The following is a 20,005-nucleotide window of genomic DNA, read 5'->3' as shown; positions in this document are numbered from 1 at the left end:
GCCGCCGCCGCGCCTCGGCCGCCGCTCCCGCCGCACCCCCGCCGCCCTCCCGCTCCGGCGTTGAGTTCCGCTCCCGCCTGATCGAGAGTCAGCCCATGGCCGACGCAGCCCGGCCGCGCAGGCGGCACCTCGCCGTGCCCGCGTCTCGCTTCCTCGGCCGTGAACGCGAGCTCGCCGCGATCGCCGAGCTCTTCCGCCGCGGCGAGCGGCTCGTGACCGTCTGGGGGCCGGCCGGCATGGGCAAGACGCGGCTCGCCCTGGAGCTCGCCAGCCGCTGGGACGAGGCGCGGCCGGCCGAGGCCGTGTGGCTCTGCGAGCTCACCGCCTGCCGCGACCTGCGCGCCGTCTGCGGCGCGGTCGCGCGCGCGATCGGCGCGCAGGTCGCGGCCGGGCGCCGGGAAGCGACGCTCGTCGAGCGGATCGGCCGCGCCCTCGCGACCGAGGGGCCGGCGCTCTTCGTGCTCGACAACCTGGAGCACGTGCTCGAGCAGGCAGCGCCCGCCCTCGACGCGTGGGTGCGCGCGGCGCCCGAGGTCCGCTTCCTCGCGACGTCGCGCGAGCGCACCCGCCTGCCCGGGGAGATCGGCTGCGAGCTCGGCCCGCTCGCGCTCCCCGCCGAAGGCTCGGCCGAGCGCAGCGCAGCCGTGGCCCTCTTCCTCGACCGCGCCGCGGCCCACCGCGGCGGCGCGCCGGCCGGCGACGAGCGGCTCGCCGACGTCGCCGCCTTGGTGCGGCGGCTCGAGGGCATCCCGCTCGCGATCGAGCTCGCGGCGGCGCGCGAGGGCGTGCTCGGGGTGCGCGGCCTGCTCGCGCGCCTCGGGAGCCGGCTCGACCTGCTCGCGGGCGCGGCGCGCGGCAGGGAGGCGCGGCAGGCGACGATGCGCAGCGCGATCGAGTGGTCGTGGGACCTCCTCGACGACCGCGAGCGACGGGCGCTCGCCTGCTGCTCGGTGTTCCGGGGGCCGTTCACGCTCGCGGCGGCCGGGGCCGTCCTCGCCGAGCCGGACGCCGCCGCGGTCGACCGGATCGAGGCGCTGCGCGACAAGTCGCTGCTCCGCGCGGCGCCCCCGGGGAGCGACGGGGCGACGCGCTTCGCGCTCTACGAGGCGGTGCGGGAGCTCGCCGCCGAGAAGCTCGCCGAGCGCGGGGAGCGCGGCGCCGCGGCCGAGCGGCACGCGGCGTTCTACCTGGCCGCCGGCGAGGCCGCCGCCGCGGATTTCGAGCGGCGCGGCGCGCTCGACGCGCTCAACCGCATCGCCGGCGACCTGGAGGAGCTGCTCGCCGTCGCCGAGGGCGCGCTCGCAGCGGCGGCGACGCCCCGCGCCGGGGACGGCGCCGCGGTCGAGGACGCGGTCGCCGCCGCAGCGACTCGCGCCGCGGCCGAGCGCGCGCTGCGGGCGCTCTCCGCCATCGAGCCGGTGCTCAGCACCCGCGGCCCGTTCGGCGCGCAGCTCGAGCTGCTCGACCGCGCGCTCGCCGCGGCCGAGGCGCTCGCGGCCGATCCGGGCGTCGCGGCCCGCGCGCTCGCGGCGCGGGGGCGCGCGCGGCGGCTGCGGGGGCAGGCGGAGGCGGCGCTCGATGACCTCGAGCGCGCCCGGGCGCAGGCGGCGGCGCTCGGCGAAGCGGCGCTCCTCTCCGGGATCCTCGCGGACCTCGGCGTGCTCCACCACGGCCGGCGCGAGATGGAGCGCGCGCGAGACCACTACGAGCAGGCGCTCGCGCTCCACCGCGCCCTCGGCGACCGCCGCGCCGAGGGGCGCGCGCTCGGCAACCTCGGGGCGCTCCACCACGACGAGCGCCGCGAGGCCGAGGCCGCCGCCTACTACGAGCGGGCGATCGCGATCGCGGCGGAGATCGGCGACGGCCGGCAGGAGGGGATCTTCTCGACGAACGCCGGCCTGCTCGAGCAGGAGCGCGGCGCGCCCGCGCTGGCGCGGCGGCGCTACGAGCGCGCGGCCGCGATCCTCGGGGAGGTGGGCGACCTGCGGCTGCTCGCGATCACGCTCGGCAACCTCGGCGCGCTCCACCACGAGGAGGGCCGCCTCGCCGACGCGCGCGCCTGCCACGGCCGCGCCGTGGCGCTGCTCCGCGAGGTCGGGGATCGCCGCTCCGAGGCGATCGCGCTCTGCCGCCTCGGGGCGGCGCTCGCGTCGGTGGGCGAGGTGGGCGAGGCGCGGCGCGCGCTCGAGCCCGCCGAGCGGCTGCTCGCGCAGCTCGGCGACGAGCCCGACGTGGAGCTCGCGCGGGTGGCGTCGGGCTTCGTCGACCTCGCGCTCGCCCAGGCGGCGCGCCGCGCCGGGCAGGGCGACGAGGCCGCGGCGCGCGTGGTCGCGGCGCGGCGCAGGATCGCGCGCGCCCGCGAGGGGGCGCCGTCGAGCGCGAGCCGCTCGGACGACGTGCGGTTGCTGCTCCGGATCCTGGAGCGCAGCCTGGCCGCGCTGGGCGGCCTGGCCGAGGCGCGGGCGGGGGCCGAGCGCGAGCTCCTCCTGACCGAGGGGGCGCGCTTCGTCCGCCCGCCGGGCAGCGGCTGGCACGATCTGCGCGAGCGCCACGCGGCGCGGCGCCTGCTCCTCGCGCTGGCCGAGCAGCAGCGGTGTGCGCCGGGGCGGGGGCTCTCCCTCGCGGCGCTGCAGGAGGCGGGGTGGCCGGGCGAGCGGATCTTGCCGGAGGCGGCGGCGAACCGGATCTACGTGGCGATGAACCAGCTGCGGAAGCTCGGGATGAAGCCCTGGCTAAGGAGAGACGCAGAGGGGTACTCGCTGGATCCGGCGCTGCCCGTCCACTACGTCGCGGTGGAGCCGGGCACGAGGGGAGGGGGCGATGCGCGCGGGGGGACGGGCGAGGGCGAGGGCGAGGGCGAGGGCAGGGGCGGGGGGAAGCGGCGGTAGGGGCAGTTGCCGGCTGGACGGCCCCCGGAGAGGGTGATCGTGGGGCGGGGCGGGGTGGGGGCCCCGCCGAACTCGGCAGAGACATGGCGCCGGAGGCGCCATGTCTCTGCCTCAAACATCGGCCCATCCCCCACCCCGCCCCGCCCCACGATCACCCTCTCCGGGGGCCTGCGGATAGCGGTGGGTGACGGCCCGGAGGAGCGCGCGAGTCGCTTTAAGAGAGGATTAAGGGGCGACGCTGCGGCGGGGACATAGCCTGTTCGGCGGAGGTCTCACCATGCGCATCACCACTTCTGCTCTGCTGATCCTCGGCCCTTCGATCATCCTCTCCGGCTGCAGGGAGATCCGTGAGACCGAGCCGGCCGCCAGCTCGAGCGGCAACACGAGCGCTGGATCGTGGGGATCCGGCGGAGGCGCGGGCGGCGACGCCGTGGGGGGCGGGGGCGCGGGGGGGAGCGGGGGATCGCCTCCGGCAGAGGAGGCATGGCACCGGCAGATCTCGGGGCCCGACATGGAGGACGCCATGGCCCTCGCGATCGACTCCGGCGCGAACGTCGTGCTGGCCGGCAGCTCGCGGGGAGCGGCCGACTTCGGCGCGGGCGCGACGCCGCTCGCCGGCTTCGAGGACCTCTTCATCGCCAAGTACGCGGACGACGGCGTCCTGCGCTGGGTACACCGCTTCGGCGGCAGCCTGGTGACGGCCACGGGGATCGCGGTCGACGCAAACGACGGCATCGCCGTCGTCGGCCACATCTCGAGCGGACCGCTCGAGGCCGGCGATCTCTCGCTGGATGAGCCGGAGCGAAACGACATCTTCGTCCTCGCGCTCGACCGGGCCGGCGCCCCGCGCTGGATGCACCGCCTGGGCGGCGCCGGCTTCGATTTCGGAGGCCGTGTGGCCACCGGTCCCGACGATGACATCGTCGTCGCCGCCCAGTCCGAGGGTCGCCTCACGCTCGCCAGGTTCGCCGCCGACGGGACGGCCCGCTTCGCGAGGGACCTGGGACACCTGTCCGGATACGCTTCGTCCTTCGCCCCGATCGGCGGGGTGGCCGTGGACCTGCACGGCGACATCCTCGTCGCCGGGAACTTCTCGGGCGGCGCCGATCTCGGCGGGGGCGCCATCACCGGGCTGAGGGGCGATCAAGCCTGGGTGGCGAAGTACTCGGGGGAGGACGGCGCCCACGTCTGGTCGAGGCACTTCGGCGCGCCCGAGGACCACGGCATGGGCCTCGGCGACAAGGCGCAGACCCTGCTCGTGGACGAGCGCGGCGACGTGCTGATCGCCGGCCAGTTCGCGGTGGGCGCCGATCTCGGGGAGGGGCCGATCGGCGAACCGGGCGGCGCGTTCCTCGCGAAGCTCGCCGGCGAGGACGGCGCGGTCCGATGGGCGAAGCCGCTCCCGGCCGCCGGCGTCGTCTCGACCAGCCTCTCGTTCACCCCCGACGGCCGGGTCGCGCTCATCGCCTCGCTCAGGGCGCCCTTCGACCTCGGCGGCGGCACGGTGGACGAGCGGGGAAGCTACATGGCCACCTACGAGCCAACCACTGGCGCGTTCGTCGCGCAGCGGCGGATCGTCGAGGTCGGCACGATGATCAGCGACACGCAAAACGGGTTCTTCGGCATGGGCGCCTCCGCGATCGACGCGAAAGGGAACCTCGCGATCGTGACGAGCTTCTACGAAGAAGCGCAGACCGGCTTCGGCGCCCTGAAGAGCGAAGGCTGGGGCGACATCCTCCTCGCGCACCTTCCGCTCTGAGGCGGACGGCGGTCATCAAGCTTCCTCCGTCCCCCCATCACCCGTTCCCCGTCTCCCGTCCTCCGTCTCCCGTCTTCGTGCTCGTGCTCGACTTCGCCCCCGTATTCCGTGCTCGCCCCCCTCTCACCTTCCGCTCATCCTCTCCCCCCTCCCTCCCACCCATCTCTTCTCCTCCTCCTCCCGCCTCCCTCCTCTCCGCCGCCTCATGCGCCAGCGCCCCCGCATGGATGGCCCTCACCTCGTCGATCGTGCTGGCCTCCCCCGCCGCCTTGTCAGGCCGGTACCGCTTCACCCGCGCGAACCGCAGCGCGACCCCCCCCGGGTACTGCGGGCTCGCCTGCACGCCGTCGAACGCAATCTCGACGACGACCTCCGGCCGCACATACACCGTGTACGCGTCGCGCGCGATCTCGAGCTCGAGGAACCGCTGCGTCTGCCATGCGAGCATCTCGTCCGTCATGCCCTTGAACGTCTTGCCCAGCATGACGAACCCGCCGGCGCCGGGATCGCGCGCGCCGAGGTGCAGGTTGCTGAGCAGCCCCCGGCGCCTGCCGCTGCCCCACTCGACCGCGAGCACGACGAGGTCGAGGGTGTGCGCCCGCTTCACCTTGAGCCACGAGCTGCCGCGCCGGCCGGCCTCGTAGGGCGCGGCGAGCGACTTCGCCATCACCCCCTCGTGGCCGCGGGCGAGCGCGTCGGCGAAGAACGCCTCGGCCTCGGCCCCCGTCGGCAGCTCGATGCGCGGGACGCGCAGCGACCGATCGAGCGCCTGCCGGAGCGCGGAGGCGCGCTCGCTGCCGGACCGATCGAGCAGGTCCTCGCCGTCGAGGTGCAGCACGTCGAAGAACAGGGCGCGCAGCGGCAGCTCGGCGCGCAGCGCGGCCACGTCGAGCGTGCGGCCGAAGCGGCGCATCGTGACCTGGAACGGGTGGGGCGCCCCGTCCGCGCGGAAGGCGATCGCCTCGCCGTCGAGCACGATCGAGCGGACCGGGAGCGCCCGCACCGCCTCGACGACCTCCGGGACCGCCTTGGTGACGGAGTTCAGGCTGCGGCTGAAGACGCGCACCTCGTCGCCGGCCTTGTGCACCTGCACGCGCGCGCCGTCGAGCTTCCACTCCAGCGCCGCCGCGCGGAGCTCGCCGAGCGCCGAGGCGACGTCGTCGGCCCCCTGCGCCAGCATCGGCTGCACCGGGCGGAGCAGCTGCAGCGAGAAGCGCTGGAGGCCGGGCGCCCCCTCGAGCAGCGCGGCCTTGGCCACCTCGGCCGCGTCGCCGGCGAGCATGACCGCGCGCCGCAGCGAGGCCGGCGGCAGCCCCGCGGCGCGCGCCACCGCCTCGATCATGACCGCCTCGAGCGCCCCCTGGCGGAGCTCGCCGACGAGGAGCCGCGCGAAGAAGTCGCGCTCGAGCTCGGTGGCGCGCGCGAAGAGCCCGCCGAGCGCCGCGCGGCGCTGCGCCGCCGACCCCGAGCCCGAGGTGCGCGCGACCTCCGTGAACACCGCGTCGGCCTCCCCCAGGGTGAGCGCGGGCTCGACGGCGGACGGACCAGCACGGCGGGCCTCGGTGACCATCGCAGGCCCGAGCCCGATCCGGCCCTGACGCAGCCGCCCGGCCAGCCAGTCGACGCCGATCCGCACCTCCTCGGGCGAGAGGCGGCGCAGGAGATCGGCGAGCGCACCGATCTTTTCGAGACGGCTGGAGGTCGTGGCGACACGATCGGAAGTGGCGACGAGATCGGAAACGAGCACGCAGGTATCCTACCGTGGCACCTCGAGGGCGCACGCTCGGGGTCCTAGGATGAGGCCGCCGCGGTGTGTCCTTTGCTACCGAGCGCTACCGAGCGCTACCGAGCGCTACCGAGCCGAGGAACTCCGCAGGATCAAACCTGACCCACAGGCGCCAAGAGCTCTCCGCATGGGCTGAGAGGGAGCCTACCAAAGGGTGTAAGGCCGCGGGACAGAAAAGCGCTCTTTCGTGCCCGATTCGCGGCCGTTCTCCTTTGCGGCCACTTACGGAGAATGGTGGCGAATTATCAGACTATCTCGGGCGACTCGAACGACGACAGACACCTGAGCTGACGGCGGCGCCGGCGCCGCCGCGCGCCGGGCGCTCGATCCGAGCACGCGAGCCGACGGCGCAGTCGCGCCAACGATTCAGCACGGAGACACGTAAGCAGGGAGGGCAACGAACGTAAGCCGGAACGCAGAAACCGGAGGCGGCGGTCCCGCCGGGGACCAGGCAATGGGGTCCTTCGCGCGGCTCTCGAGCGCCTTGCAGTACAAGGTGACAAGGAGCGTCTCCTTCTCCTTCGTGAGGTCGACCTTCTCGGTGCCCATGAGTGCCTCCGTTCCTCCGGTGCCCGCGCCGTGAGCCGGCGAAGGTGCTGCCCACCTTCCCAAGATCCGGTGTGCCGCTCGTGGCGAGTCGTCGGGCGCGAAGCGCGCGACGCGCCAGCGCCACCCCGGCGCGGAGGGCCGCGCGGAGCAGCCCCGCGACTCCCGAGCACGCCGCGAGCGGGGCCCGCGAGACGGCCCGGCCGCGTCCGCCGTCCGACGGCGCGATCGCTCCGTTTAGTTGACCTCCGCCGCCGGCCTTGATACCGGGTTGGGCGTCAGCGCGCCGTGGGCAGGTGAACACGGCGGGCGGGCGCAGTTTTCCTCAACCACAGCTCAGGAATACCGCCCTCCGCTGCAAGGCCGCCGATTTTTTGGCCTTGAAAGCAGCTGGCTTGGTTTTTGCGCGGCACCTCTCCGGCAGTTTGACTGGAACGGGAGGCGCTGGCGTGGCGTTGGTGTCCTCACGAGAAGGCGACGGAGGTTCTTCGATGGTGGAGCGGCAAGTCCGGAGGCGGGTCGGCGTCGTGATGGGCGGCTCGTCGGGCGAGCGCGAGGTGTCCCTGCGCTCGGGCGCGGCCGTCGCCGAGGCGCTCGAGGCGCGCGGGTACGATGTCGTCCGGATCACGCTCGGGGATCGGTTCGGCACGGAGCTCTGCGCCACCCTGCAGCGCGCGCGGCTCGACGCGGCGTTCCTGGCCCTGCACGGGCGGCTCGGGGAGGACGGGTGCGTGCAAGGCGTCCTGGAGCTCGCCCAGATCCCGTACACCGGGTCCAGCGTGCTCGCGAGCGCCCTCGCGATGGACAAGCTCAAGGCCAAGGAGATGTTCCGGCTGCACAACGTGCCGACGCCTCCCTACTACACTGTGGGTGCGCACCAGGACCTCGATGAGCTCGAGGCGATCCACGGCTCGTTCGGGTTTCCGGTCATCGTCAAGCCGCGCGGCGAGGGGTCGAGCCTCGGGGTGACCAAGGCCGGGTCGCTCGAGGAGCTCCGGTCGGCGATCGCCCTGGCGTTCGAGTTCGACGACGCCGCCATCGTGGAGCGGTTCGTGGCGGGGACCGAGGTCAACGTGGGGATCCTGGACGGGAAGGTCCTTGGCGCGATCGAGATCGTCCCGAAGAAGGGGCTTTACGACTACGAGGCCAAGTACACGCCGGGGATGACCGAATATCACATGCCGGCGCGCCTCCCGCCGACCCGGTACCGCGGGGTCCTGAACCTGGCGGAGCGGGCGGCCCAGGCGCTCGGGTGCACCGGCGCGGTGCGCGTGGACCTGCTCGTGACCGGCGGAGAGAACGAGTACGTGCTCGAGGTGAACACCCTGCCGGGCATGACGCAGACGAGCCTCCTGCCGAAGATCGCGGCGGCCGCAGGCTACGAGTTCGGCGACCTGTGCGAGGCCATCCTGGCGAGCGCCCGGCTGCACCAGCCGGTGCGGCGCCGCGCGCCCGCCGCGTCGGAGCTCCGGCTGAGCGAGCGGGGACAGGCCGAGAAGCGGCTGCGGCTCGTGAAATCGGCGATCTGACGGCGGACGCCCCCGCGGGGGGCTGAAGGCGGGCGCCCCGCGCGGGGCGCCCGGCAGCAATCTGGCACCGACCTCATGCCATTGCCCTCAGGGGCAGATCAGCGCGACGTCTGAACCGTAGGTCCGGGGGCAGGGGACCGCATCGCGTGTGGACCGCGGCCCGGGCGCCGCCGCCGCGTGGCGGCCAGGGCCACGGCGAGCAGCCAGGGCGCGGCCGAGCCGAAGGGGCCAGGGCCGGTGTCGGGCGCCGCGGCGCAGCCGTTTCCGTGCAGGTGCGGCGGGCCGCTCCCCTCCGGGACGGGCCTGGGCGGCGCACCGCCGTCGCCGCTGGAGCCGCCGTCGCTGGAGCCGCCGGCGCCGCTGCTGGAGCCGCCGGCGCCGGTCGACGCGGCGGCGCCGCCATCTCCGCCGGCGCCGCCGGAGCCGCCGTCGCCCCCCGCGCCGCCGTCGCCGGAGCCGTCCGCGAGCAAGCAGCCCCCGGCGATGCACTCGCCGCCCGGACAGGGCGCGCGATCGAGCTTGTAGCGCTGTCCGCAGTTGCCGGTGGCCCGCTCGCAGACGGCGACCCGGCAGACGGCGAGGTCGGGCTGCGGGCAGACGAAGGGATTGCCGCCGATGCAGGCGCCGTTCTGGCAAGTATCGGTCTGCGTGCAGGCGTTGCCGTCGTCGCAGGGGCTGCCGTCGGCCTTGCGCGGGCTCGCGCAATCGCAGGCGTCGCCGATCCCGTCGCCGTTGGCGTCGGCCTGGTTGGGGTTCGGGATGAGGGGGCAGTTGTCCGCCGCGTCGGGATGGCCGTCGGCGTCGTCGTCGTCGTCGCAGGCGTCGCCGAGAGGGTCGCCCGCGGACAGGCCACCATCGGTGTTGGCCTGGGACGTGTTCGGGACCTCAGGGCAGTTGTCCTCGTGGTCGGCGACCCCGTCACCGTCGCTGTCGCGCGCGCAGACGCCGGCTTGGCACAGGCCGCTGAGGCACTCCTTCGGGAGCGCGCACGCGGCGCCGTCGCGCTTCTTCGGCAGGCAGTCGCCGCCGGTCGCCGCGCAGTAGGCGGCCTCGGCGCACTGGGTGTCGAAGGTGCAGCCCGCGAGGCAGGCGCCCGAGACGCAGCGGTAATCGCCGCAGGACCGGGTGTCGCTCTTGGCGCAGACGCCGAGCCCGTCGCAGAGGGGGGCTTCGACGACCTCGGTGGCGCCGTTGCACGAGGCCGCGCCGCAACGGGTGCCCTGCGCCTGCAGCTGGCAGGCGCCGCGGCCGTCGCAGAAGCCGGTGGCGCCGCAGGTGGTGACCGGCGCCGCGGCGCAGTCGCCGTCCGGATCGGCGCCGGCCTGGACGGGCCCGCACTTGCCGTCGGGGCCGGCGCCCTTCTTCGCGGCGGAGCAGGCCATGCAGGCGCCCGCGCAAGGGGCGTCGCAGCAGACGCCATCGACGCAGGAGTCGCCGGCGCAGTCCGCGTCGGCATCGCAGGGAGCGCCGGGGAGGACGGGGGAGTAGATCTCGGCGCTGGCGAGGATGCCGCCGGGGCCCTCACCGCCGGCGACCAGGATCTTGCCTTGGCGCAGCAGGGTCGCTGTGTGGCCAAATCGCTCGGAGTACATCGTCCCTGCCGGAGACCAGCTGTCCGTGGTCCGGTCGTAGACCTCAGCGCTCGCGCCGCTGAGGCCCTCGGTTACGGCCTTGCCCGCGACCAGGACCCGCCCGTCCAGGAGCCGCGTTGCCGTGTGCAGGTATCGCCTGGTGCTCATGGGAGCCCGCGCCGTCCAGCGATGGGTCGCCGGGTCGTACACCTCCGCGCTCGAGAGGTCGACGTACTCGGCCCCGTAGCCGCCGGCGACCAGGACTTGCCCGTTGTCGAGCAGCGTCGCCGTGTGGTGATAGCGCGCGGCGATCATCGGTTCTGCCGCCGCCCAGGTGCCCGTCGTGGGGTCGAAGATCTCCGCGCTCGCGCTGGAGATATAGTCGGTCCCGTAGCCGCCCGCGACAAGGACCCGCCCGTCGTCGAGGAGCGTTGCCGTGTGCTGGTTGCGCGCGGCGTTCATCGGTGCTGCCGCCGTCCAGGTGCCCGCCGTGGGATCGAAGATCTCCGTGCTCGCGATGGGGATGTAGTCGGCCCCGTAGCCGCCCGCGACCAGGACCCGCCCGTCGTCGAGGAGCGTCGCCGTGTGCTCGGAGCGCGCGGTGAGCATCGGCGCTGCCACCGTCCAGGTGCGCGCGTTGGGGTCGAAGACCTCCGCGTGCGCGATTGGGACGTAGCTGGACCCTTCGCCGCCCGCGACCAGGACCCGCCCGTCGTCGAGGAGCGTCGCCGTGTGCTCGTGGCGCGCGGCGAGCATCGGTGCTTCCTCCGTCCAGGTGCGCGCGATGGGGTCGAAGATCTCCGCGCTCGCGATTGGGGTGTGGTCGATCCCGTAGCCGCCGGCGGCCAGGACCCGCCCATCGGCCAGCAGCGTTGCCGTATGCCGGTTGTGCGAGCGGATCATCGGCGCTGCTTCCGACCACGGGCTCGCGCCCGACGGGTCGTAGACCTCGGCGTTCGCATCACCGCCCTGATTGCCGCCCGCCACGAGCACTCCGCCGCCCGGGAGCAGCGTCGCGGTATGACCGCTGCGACCCACGGCCATCGCCGGCGCATTCGACCACGACCCCGCCGTCGGATTGTAGATCTCCGCGTTCGCCAGGTACCCGGACCACTCGGACTCGCCCATGACCGTGGAGCCGCCCGCGACGAGGACCCGCCCGTCCACCAGCAACGTCGCCGTGTGCTGAGAGCGCCCGAAGCTCATCGGCGCCGTCAGCGCCCAGCTGCCGCTCACCGGATCGTAGATCTCCGCGCTCGCGAACTCGCCCTCTCTCGCCTCCTCTTCTTCCTCCTCTTCTTCCTCTCCCCAGTAGATTTCGGCGCCGCCCGTGACCAGGACCCGCCCGTCATCGAGCAGCGTCGCCGCGTGCCGATGACGCCCTGCGCTCATCGGTTGCACCGGCGTCCAGCTGTTCGCCGCCGGGTCGTACAGCTCCGCGCTCTCCACCGCGTCCAAGCCGTCGTAGCCGCCCGTGACCAGGACCCGCCCGTTGCCGAGCAGCGTCGCCGTGTGCCCGTAGCGTCCGGTGCTCATGGGCGCCGCCGCGGTCCACGTGTCCTCCCGTGGGTCGTACAGCTCCGCGCTCGCGAGATGGGTGCCGTCTCTCCAGCCGCCCACGACGAGGATCAACCCGCTGTCGAGCCGCGTCGCCGTGGCGCCCTGGCGCGCGTCGCTCATCGGCCGCGCCGGTGTCCAGCGGTCCTCCGCCGGGTCGTACAGCTCCGCGCTCGCCAGCGTGCCCGAGCCGTCGGAGCCGCCCACGACCAGGACTCGCCCGCTGTCCAGCAGCAGGGCGGCGTGATCGTGGCGCGGGCCGCTCATCGGCTGTGCCGGCGCCCAGCTCTCGTCCGTCGGGTCGAACAGCTCCGCGCTCGCGAGATAGGCCTCGCCGCCCCAGCCGCCCACGACCAGCACCCGCCCATCGTCACCGCCGAGCCGCGTGGCCGTGTGCCCCCCGACCCGCCGCTCGACCATCGCCCCGACGGGGCGCCACAGCGGATCCACGAGCAGGAGCTCCCCCGACGCCTCGGCCAGCAGCGCGATCTCCGCCCCGCGCGCCTCGAGGCGCACCGCGACCGGCCGTCCGCCCTCCGCGAACGCTCGCGGCGCGGTGACGCGCAGCCGCGGCACCCCCGCCGCGTCCACCACCTCGACGGCCTCGCCGCGCTGCCGCAGCGCCGCGCCGTCCACCTCCCAGACGGCCGCGGGCGCGCCGGCCGGCGCGGCGCCGGGCTCCACGGTGAGCCATTCCTCGATGCCGCCGGCGGCCGCCCGCCAGAACGACGCGCCGCCAGCGCGGCCGTAGATCACCGCGCCGTCCACGATCGCCCCCGGGCCGGAGGCGCCGGTCTCCCGCACCCGCACCTCGAAGCCGCCCAGGCCCGAGAGCCGCACCCAGCCGCCGCCGTCGCGCGGCAGCTCGGCCTGGAGCCGCGGCCCGCGCCCGGCCGGGCCAGCCGCGCCCAGCGCGAAGCCTCCGTCCCTCACCGACGGCGCGTCGAGCGCGCTGCCGCCCAGCACCTCGGCGGCCTGCGCAGGGAACCGCTGCTGCACCTGCGCTGCCGCTGCGGCGGCGCGGTCGCGCCCCCCCGCGCAGCCGAGCGCGCTCATCCACCCCGCGACAGCCAGCACCAGGACGACCACGGCCAGCACGCGAAAAGCCCACCCAGCTCGCATGCCAGCGAATGTCTCACGCCGGCCCGCCAGCCACAACGGCGCCGCGAGCGCCCCACCGCCCGAGCCCCGCGGCGCGCGCCGCTCACCCCCGAACGGCGCGGCCCGCGCGGCTCACACGAGCGATGTGCAGATGCCGATCTTGGGATGATAGACGCCGACTCTGCGCTTCCCCCTCGTCGTCTCCGGCGTCACGAGCACCACCATGCTCTTGAGGAGCGGCGCGTCCGCGCGAATCCGCACGTGCTGGCCGGCGACGACGACGTGCCAGACGTTCACCGTCCCGAACCTCGTCACGACGACGCCCTCGTAGATCTGCGCGGCCGACGGCGCGCCGCGCAGCGCCAGGCGGCAGGCGGTGTAGCTGCCCAGCACCTGATACAGGAGCACGAACGGCATGACCGCGAAGGAGAAGGCGAGCAGCATCGCGACGAGATCGATGTGCCGGTAGAGCGAGCCGACCCCGAGGAGCCCCGCCCAGACGAGCAACGCGTAGCCCACGCCAGCCAGCTGGTGCCGGGCGTGCCGCAGCGCCGCCCAGGGGCGCGGGGGCGGCTCGCGGAGCTCCTCGGGCAGCTGGATCGCGTTGAGTGACTGCATCGTGCGGCCTCGGCATACTCGCGACGGCTGCGGAGCTCAATCGGACAGCGCGGGCGCGGCGCATTCCTCAGGTCCTTCGCCGCCCGCCGCCCGCCGCCGCGGGGCAGCCCGCCGGCCGCGAGCGCCGCTCCTCGGATCCCCGCGCCTCGCCGAGCTCGCCGGATCCCTGCGCCTCGCCGATGCGCTCTGGCAATCGCGCGCGGTTCGGCCAGGATCGACGGACCATGACCTCCCTGCGCAACCGCAAGATCGTCCTCGCCGCCCGGCCGGTCGGCGAGCCCAAGCCGTCCGATTTCAAGCTGATCGAGGAAGAGCTCGCCGAGCCCGGCGAGGGCCGCGCGCTGCTGCGCACGCTCTATCTGTCGCTGGACCCGTACATGCGCGGCCGCATGAGCGCCGGCCCGTCGTACGCGCCGCCGGTCGAGATCGGCGACGTGATGGTCGGGGGCACCGTGAGCGAGGTGCTGCGGTCGAGCGTCGACGGCCTGTCGCCGGGAGACCTCGTCGAGGGGCGGACCGGTTGGCAGGCGTACGCGATCACCGATGGGAGCGGCCTGCGCAAGGTGGATCCAGCGCTCGGCCCGATCTCGACGGCGCTCGGGGTGCTGGGCATGCCGGGGATGACGGCCTACACCGGGCTGCTCAACCTCGGCCAGCCGAAGCCGGGCGAGACGGTGGTGGTCGCGGCGGCCTCCGGGGCGGTGGGCTCGGTCGTGGGGCAGATCGCGAAGATCAAGGGCTGCCGCGCGATCGGCGTCGCCGGCGGGCAGCGCAAGTGCGACTACGTGGTGCGCGAGCTCGGCTTCGACGCCTGCGTCGACCACCGCAGCCCCGACATGGCAGCGCGCCTGAAGGAGGCCTGCCCGGGCGGGATCGACGTGTATTTCGAGAACGTCGGCGGCGCCGTGTTCGAGGCGGTGCTGCCGCTCCTGAACCCCTTCGCCCGCGTGCCGGTGTGCGGCCTCATCGCGCACTACAACGACACCGCGCCGCCCCCCGGGCCGGATCGCCTTCCGGGCCTGATGAAGCAGGTGCTCGCGAAGCGCCTCTCGCTGCGCGGCTTCATCGTCGGCGACTTCGCCGAGCAGCGCCCCGAGTTCCTCCAGGAGACGAGCCGCTGGATCCGCGAAGGTCGCATCAAGTACCGCGAGGACATCGTCGACGGCCTGGAGAAGGCGCCCGAGGCGCTGATCGGGCTGCTCAAGGGCGAGAACTTCGGCAAGCTGCTGGTGCGCGTGGCGTCGTGAGCGGCGCCGGCGCCCTCGCCCGAAGGCCGGGCCGGCGCGGGCGAACCGGCGTGAGCTCGGCCGGCGGAACGCCGGGCCACCCGCCGGAGGCACGGATCACGGCGCGAGGATCACCGCCCCGCCCGGCGGGATGCTCATCGAGAGCATGCCGGTCTCGGAGACCACCTCGGCCCCGCCGCCGAGCGCGTCCGTGAGCCCGGTGCCGGCCGGCAGGCCGAGCGCCTCGGCCACCTCGACCGAGATGCGCTGCGCCGTCGCCGCGCGCGTCAGCGCCACGACCGCGGACCTCCCCCCGGCGAGCCGGCGGCCGAAGACCAGCGTGTCCTCCGTGGCGGTGAGGTTCACGTAGGCGCCGCGGCGGAGCGCGGGGATGCCCCGGCGCGCGGCGCCGAGCTGGCGCACGAAATCGAGCGTCTCCCGCTCGTCCGGCGTGAGCTCCTCCTCCGGACGCCACAGGCTGCGGTTGTTCGGGTCGACGCCGCCCCACTCGCCGTACTCGTCGCCGTAATAGAGCAGCGGCGCGCCGGGGAGGCCCAGCAGCCACGCCATCGCGAGCCGCACGCGGGCATACGGCTCCGGCGACCCCGGGCTCCCCGCGGTGTCCGACCACTGGCGGCCCGGGACATCCCGGCCGTGCGCGATGTCCTGGCCCCGGTAGTCGGCCAGCGTCGCGAACCGGGCGGTGTCGTGGCTGCCGATGTACGGCGTCATGATCGCGCCCTCCGGCCACCGCTTCTGCCCGTCCTCGACCCAGTACGCGGCGTGCAGCATGCCCCGGTCGCCCCAGGCGAACGTGCGGTACGAGACCCCGTGGTAAAGGACGAAATCGAACTGGCCGTCCAGCCCCTGAGGGCCGATGTACCTCGCGATGGTCCCGTAGTTCTCGTCGTTGCACGGCGCGGCGCAGTCGTTCCAGCCCATCGCCGTCTCGCCCATCAGGAAGTAACGGGTGCCGGCCGGCTCGAACGTCTCCCGGACCTCCGCGGCGAGGTTGCGCGTCGCGATCTCCTCGACGTGCTTCACGGCGTCCACCCGGAGCCCGTCGAGATCGAACTCGTCGAGCCAGTAGACCGCATCCGAGACGAACGCGGCGTTGGCCTCCGGCACCGTGTGGTTCACGTCGGGCAGATAGCCAGAAAACATGCAGTCGAGCGCGTGCGACGTCCAGTCGCAGCCGTCCGTGCCGCAGACGCACCCCGTCCGGAACCAGTCCGGGTGCGACGCGACGTACTCGTGGGCTTCGTGGACGTGGTTCACCACGAAGTCCTGGAGCACGCGGATCCCGTGGCGGTGCGCCTCGGCCACCACCGCGCGCAGCGCCTCGGCCCCGCCGAGCCGCGGATCCACCTCGCGCGCCTTGATGGGCCAGTACCCGTGATATCCGGTCACCTGGTGGACTCCATCGCTCGCCGGGTACGCGCCGGCCGGGTTCTCCTGGAACGGCGTGAGCCAGATGGCCCGCACGCCCAGCGCGTCGAGCGTGCCGTCCTCGATCGATCGCCGCAGCCCCTCGAGATCTCCGCCGGCCCAGTCGCCCCGCGGATCGGCGCCCGGCGTGGCGGGCGCGTTCAGGGCCGGATCGCCGTCGCGGTAACGATCGGTGACGACCATGTAGATGAGCGCGTCTTCCCAGGAGAACGGCTCGGCCTCGACCCAGAAGACGAGCCGGAGCGGCTCGCCGACACGGCCGCTCCGGGTCGCCCCGCGCAGGGTGATCCGGTACTTGCCGTCGTCGAGGCCCCGCACGTCGATCCGCACGTCGCCGCGCTCGTCCACCGAGAGCTCCTGCTCGGTGAGCGGGCGCGCGTCGCCGTCCTGATCCTGCAGCATCGCCTCGAACGCGTCCGCGTCCGGGCCCGCGCCCTCGATGCCGTCCCGGTACGCGAGCCGCGCCTCGAAGGCGCCCTCTCCGGCGGCGGCGCGGGCCACCTGGCTCGAGGCGACCGAGAACGCCGGAAGGCGGCAGTCAGGGACCTTGACGGCGGAGTTCTCGATCCCGTCCACGTACTTGCGGCGCCCCTCGGCCGGGTCGAGCACCCACGCGAGCTCGCCGCCGTATCGATACGTGATCTTGTAGGCGTGCAGCCCGGGCGGCAGATCGACCGTGGCCACGAGCTGCCCCTGTGCGCCGCCCTCGCGGAGCTCCGGGGCGGTGTCGAGATCGAAGCCGTTCCACTCGCCGGGGACGCGGACGTCCGTCGCGCCCGGGGGCGCGTTGAACGCGAACGAGGTCGGACAGAGCACATCGCCCTGCCAGGTGGCGCCGCCGCTGCCGCCGGCCCCGCCGCTGCCGCCGGCCCCGCCGTTGCCGCCGAGCCCGCCGCTGCCGCCGGCCTCGCCGGTGCCGCCGAGCCCGCCGCTGCCGTCGGCCGCCCCGCCGCCGCCGGTGCCCTTTCCCTGACCGGCGTCGAGCTCCTGATCGTCCCCGCACGCGAGCGGGACGGCGAGGAGCATGGCGGCGTAGACAGCGGACATCACGAAGGCATTGCGGCGGCGCGACATGGCCTCGAGGAGTATCCGATCACGGGAGGCGTGTCAGCGCATGCGTCGCGGAGAATCGCCCCAAACGGAGCGGAGAAAGGCGACGCTCCGCCCATGCTGTCGCGTCGCCAACCGGTGAGGCGCCGGTTCCGCCGGAGCTCCGCCCCGTACTCGGGCGTTCGCCTCGCGCCCCCGGCGAGTCAAGCCGGGGCGCGTCCCTCGGCGGGGGCTTGACGCCTCCGAACCGTTTCGATTTCCTCTCCCGCGGGCGCGAGAGTGCCTCGCGTCCCGGCCGCGAACCGGCCGACGTGGTTCACACCGGCGCTTCCAACAACAAGAGATCCCGTATGACCGATTTGTCTTCCTACCCCATCACACGCAAGTGGCCTGCGCAGCATCCCGATCGCATCCAGCTTTACTCGCTGGCCACGCCCAACGGCGTGAAGGTGTCGATCGCGCTGGAGGAGATGGGCCTGCCCTACGAGGCCCACCTTGTCTCCTTCGATACGAACGACCAGCTCTCGCCAGAGTTCCTCTCGCTCAACCCGAACAACAAGATCCCGGCGATCCTCGACCCGCAGGGCCCGGGCGGCAAGCCGCTCGCGCTGTTCGAGTCCGGCGCGATCCTGCTGTATCTGGCGGAGAAGAGCGGGCAGCTGCTGCCGCAGGACGCGGCGCGCCGCTACGAGACGATCCAGTGGGTGATGTTCCAGATGGGCGGCATCGGCCCCATGTTCGGCCAGCTCGGCTTCTTCCACAAGTTCGCCGGCAAGGACTACGAGGACAAGCGGCCGCGCGACCGCTACACCGCGGAGTCGAAGCGGCTGCTGGGCGTCCTCGACCGCCACCTGCGCGGGCGCGCGTGGATGCTGGGCGATGACTACACCATCGCCGACGTCGCGATCTTTCCGTGGGTGCGCAACCTCGTGGGCTTCTACGGCGCGGGGGAGCTGGTGGGATTCGACGGCTTCAAGGAGGTGAAGCGCGTGCTCGACGCCTTCGTCGCGCGGCCGGCGGTGGTGCGCGGGCTGGACGTTCCGTCGCGCAACGGCTGACCGCCGACCGGCGGGCGGCGCCGGCCGCCGCGCGCCACGACGGCCGCGCCGATCACGAGGCCCGCGATCCAGCCGAACGAGCCCCGAGCGCCGCCGCCGCCGCCGACCCGGCACCCGCAGCTCCCATCCTCGCCGGCGCCTCCGTCGTCGCTTCCGCCCGCGCCTCCGCCAACGCCTCCGTTTGCGCCCGTGCCTCCGCCGCTGGCGCCGCTGCCTCCTCCGCTCGCGCCGGCGCCGCCGCTGCCGCTCGCGGCACCGCCGCTGCCGCTCGCGGCACCGCCGCCGCTGCCGCCCGAGCCTCCCTCACCGCCGACCTCGTAGGCGCCGATGTCGATCGTGCCGACCGTCGTGCGCCCCGTGGCGCCGGCCGGGTGCACGTAGTGGAACTTGGGGGTCAGATCGATCCCGCCGCCCATCCCCGGCGCCTCGCCCTGATCCACGCAGGGCGAGCCGTCCTGCAGCCGGTAGTCGAACGCGGCCTGGTCGACGAACCTCGGATCTCCCTGGAAGTTCGCCCCGAGGCTCGCGTCGCCCTGGTTCGTCAGCGTTCCCGGACCGGCGAAGATGTTGTTCCGGACGACCGCTGGGGCCGCGCTCGCGTCGATGTTGAGGAACGTGCCGCCGTTCGGGCGCTCGTTGACGAACGTGTTGTTCACGACGAAGAGCTCGGTGTTCGCGTTCGCCCCGCTCGACTCGAGGCGATACGCCACGATGGAGCCGTTGCCGGTGCTCGGCCCCTGCTGGACGAGATTGCCGATGATGAACGTCAGGCCGCCGCTCGGGACGTCGATCTCATAGCTGCCAGTGCCGTCCTCCTGCGTGAGGCGGTTGTAGAGCACGTGGTTCTCGAGCGCGCGCGTCTTCAGCAGGTGGCCGGCGTTCGAGGCGTGCGAGTAGTTGTGCTGGAAGATCAGCTTGGCGACGTGGTTGATGTAGAGGTTGTGCGACTGGCCGTCGCCGGCGCCGTTCCTCGCGAACTCGGTGTGCTCGACGAGGATCGTGCTCGACGCGTTGTCGCCCGCGAGGATGCCGTTCTCGTTGTCGTGGAAGAAGCAGCCGCGGACCGTGAGATTCGCGCCCTCCTGACGGATGCCCGCGCCGTTTTGATCCGGGACCGCGGCGCCCGTGAACTCGATGTTCTCGACGACCGTGTCGTCCCCGGCAATGACCCAGATCGCCTTGCCGCCCGAGCTCTTCCCCGCCGCGTCGATCTTCGCGAGCCCACCGACGCCGCGCAACGTGAGCCCGTCCTTCGACCAGCCGCAGACGTCGCCGGCGTAGCTGCCGGCCGCGTCGATCTCGATCGTGTCGCCGTCGCTCGCCGCCGCGATCGCCTGGCAGGGTGTCGCGTGCGTCTTCCCCGGGCCCACGGTCAACGTCGCCGCCGACGCCGCCTCCGCCGCGAGCGCGCACGGCGCCGCGACGAGGACCGCCCAAAGCTCCTTCGAACCCCTCCGCGTCATCATCGTCAAGACCTCCTGCTCACGCGTCGTCCGCCGCGCGCGCGGCGCCCTGCGCGGCACGCCGAGCTCGCCGACCAGCGCGCGCCTCGCGTTCGTCCGGAGAGCAGCCAGCCGTTCTCCCTGCCAACGAGGGTTCCCACGGGATCGTCCCCAGCCGTTCCAATCTCCAGCCGCCGTAGCACGGGCGCGCTATGCTGGGGAAGGCCTCGCGGGAGCGAGGCGGCTCGCTCGAATCGTTTTGCTTTTTCTACCCCCTTATGCCATCCGGTCGATCGCGGGCGGATCGTCTCGGTAACTGTTAGTAAACCAACCTTAATCGGTTTTGCGGCCTTGTTCGCAGCTTGGCCAGGTCGAGCCCTGAGAGCGGGCCCTGGATCGGCGGCTGGAACGCCCCTCTGGGTCGT

Annotated in this window: 8 protein-coding genes and 2 pseudogenes; 5 read left to right on the top strand and 5 right to left on the bottom strand. The window is 73.8% G+C overall.

Annotation, left to right across the window (positions count from 1 at the left end; all coding sequences use genetic code 11):
- Positions 1-95: 95 nt before the first annotated feature.
- Positions 96-2,888 (top strand): tetratricopeptide repeat protein, encoded by a 2,793-nt coding sequence (locus NQZ70_RS40600; protein WP_129579008.1) that lies wholly within the window; start codon positions 96-98, stop codon positions 2,886-2,888.
- A gap of 277 nt (positions 2,889-3,165) precedes the next feature.
- Positions 3,166-4,647, top strand: coding sequence for a hypothetical protein (locus NQZ70_RS40595; protein ID WP_129579007.1), 1,482 nt, complete (start codon positions 3,166-3,168; stop codon positions 4,645-4,647).
- Between the two features lie 217 nt (positions 4,648-4,864).
- Here the strand turns inward: NQZ70_RS40595 and NQZ70_RS40590 are convergent.
- Positions 4,865-6,394 (bottom strand): annotated as a pseudogene (locus NQZ70_RS40590) (ATP-dependent DNA ligase); the annotation flags it as partial.
- A gap of 1,076 nt (positions 6,395-7,470) precedes the next feature.
- Between NQZ70_RS40590 and NQZ70_RS40585 the strand changes: the two are divergent.
- Positions 7,471-8,508, top strand: a complete 1,038-nt coding sequence (locus NQZ70_RS40585) for a D-alanine--D-alanine ligase (RefSeq protein WP_129579006.1) — start codon at positions 7,471-7,473, stop codon at positions 8,506-8,508.
- 98 nt (positions 8,509-8,606) lie between these two features.
- Here the strand turns inward: NQZ70_RS40585 and NQZ70_RS40580 are convergent, their stop codons facing one another.
- Entirely contained in the window at positions 8,607-12,758 is a 4,152-nt protein-coding gene (locus tag NQZ70_RS40580) for a kelch repeat-containing protein (protein WP_272826574.1), read from the bottom strand.
- A gap of 111 nt (positions 12,759-12,869) precedes the next feature.
- Positions 12,870-13,355: a hypothetical protein gene (locus NQZ70_RS40575; protein WP_129579005.1), complete on the bottom strand. Its 486-nt coding sequence runs from the start codon at positions 13,353-13,355 to the stop codon at positions 12,870-12,872.
- Positions 13,356-13,579: 224 nt separating this feature from the next.
- On the opposite strand from NQZ70_RS40575, the gene NQZ70_RS40570 reads away from it, so the two are divergent.
- A complete protein-coding gene (locus NQZ70_RS40570) occupies positions 13,580-14,602 on the top strand; it encodes an NADP-dependent oxidoreductase (RefSeq protein ID WP_129579004.1) in 1,023 nt (340 codons plus the stop codon).
- A gap of 96 nt (positions 14,603-14,698) precedes the next feature.
- On the opposite strand, the gene NQZ70_RS40565 is transcribed toward NQZ70_RS40570, so the two are convergent.
- Positions 14,699-17,077 carry an alpha-amylase family glycosyl hydrolase gene (locus NQZ70_RS40565; protein WP_272826573.1) on the bottom strand — a complete coding sequence of 793 codons (2,379 nt, stop codon included), beginning with the start codon at positions 17,075-17,077 and terminating at the stop codon, positions 14,699-14,701.
- A gap of 353 nt (positions 17,078-17,430) precedes the next feature.
- Here NQZ70_RS40565 and NQZ70_RS40560 point away from each other — a divergent pair, with 353 nt between their 5' ends.
- Positions 17,431-18,138, top strand: a complete 708-nt coding sequence (locus tag NQZ70_RS40560; protein ID WP_129581869.1) for a glutathione S-transferase N-terminal domain-containing protein — start codon at positions 17,431-17,433, stop codon at positions 18,136-18,138.
- An 812-nt stretch (positions 18,139-18,950) separates the two neighbouring features.
- Here NQZ70_RS40560 and NQZ70_RS40555 read toward each other — a convergent pair.
- Positions 18,951-19,601, bottom strand: a pseudogene (locus NQZ70_RS40555) (right-handed parallel beta-helix repeat-containing protein); the annotation flags it as partial.
- Positions 19,602-20,005: the final 404 nt, after the last annotated feature.

This window comes from Sorangium sp. So ce836, assembly GCF_028553905.1.
Taxonomy (GTDB): Bacteria; Myxococcota_A; Polyangia; order Polyangiales; family Polyangiaceae; genus Sorangium; species Sorangium cellulosum_D.
This window is presented reverse-complemented; position numbering and strand designations above follow the sequence as displayed.

Bases quoted from the DNA above. Each gene is read 5' to 3' on its own strand.
- NQZ70_RS40600 (WP_129579008.1), top strand. From the start codon at position 96: ATGGCCGACGCAGCCCGGCCGCGCAGGCGGCACCTCGCCGTGCCCGCG.
- NQZ70_RS40595 (WP_129579007.1), top strand. From the start codon at position 3,166: ATGCGCATCACCACTTCTGCTCTGCTGATCCTCGGCCCTTCGATCATC.
- NQZ70_RS40585 (WP_129579006.1), top strand. From the start codon at position 7,471: ATGGTGGAGCGGCAAGTCCGGAGGCGGGTCGGCGTCGTGATGGGCGGC.
- NQZ70_RS40580 (WP_272826574.1), bottom strand. From the start codon at position 12,758: ATGCGAGCTGGGTGGGCTTTTCGCGTGCTGGCCGTGGTCGTCCTGGTG.
- NQZ70_RS40575 (WP_129579005.1), bottom strand. From the start codon at position 13,355: ATGCAGTCACTCAACGCGATCCAGCTGCCCGAGGAGCTCCGCGAGCCG.
- NQZ70_RS40570 (WP_129579004.1), top strand. From the start codon at position 13,580: ATGACCTCCCTGCGCAACCGCAAGATCGTCCTCGCCGCCCGGCCGGTC.
- NQZ70_RS40565 (WP_272826573.1), bottom strand. From the start codon at position 17,077: ATGTCCGCTGTCTACGCCGCCATGCTCCTCGCCGTCCCGCTCGCGTGC.
- NQZ70_RS40560 (WP_129581869.1), top strand. From the start codon at position 17,431: ATGACCGATTTGTCTTCCTACCCCATCACACGCAAGTGGCCTGCGCAG.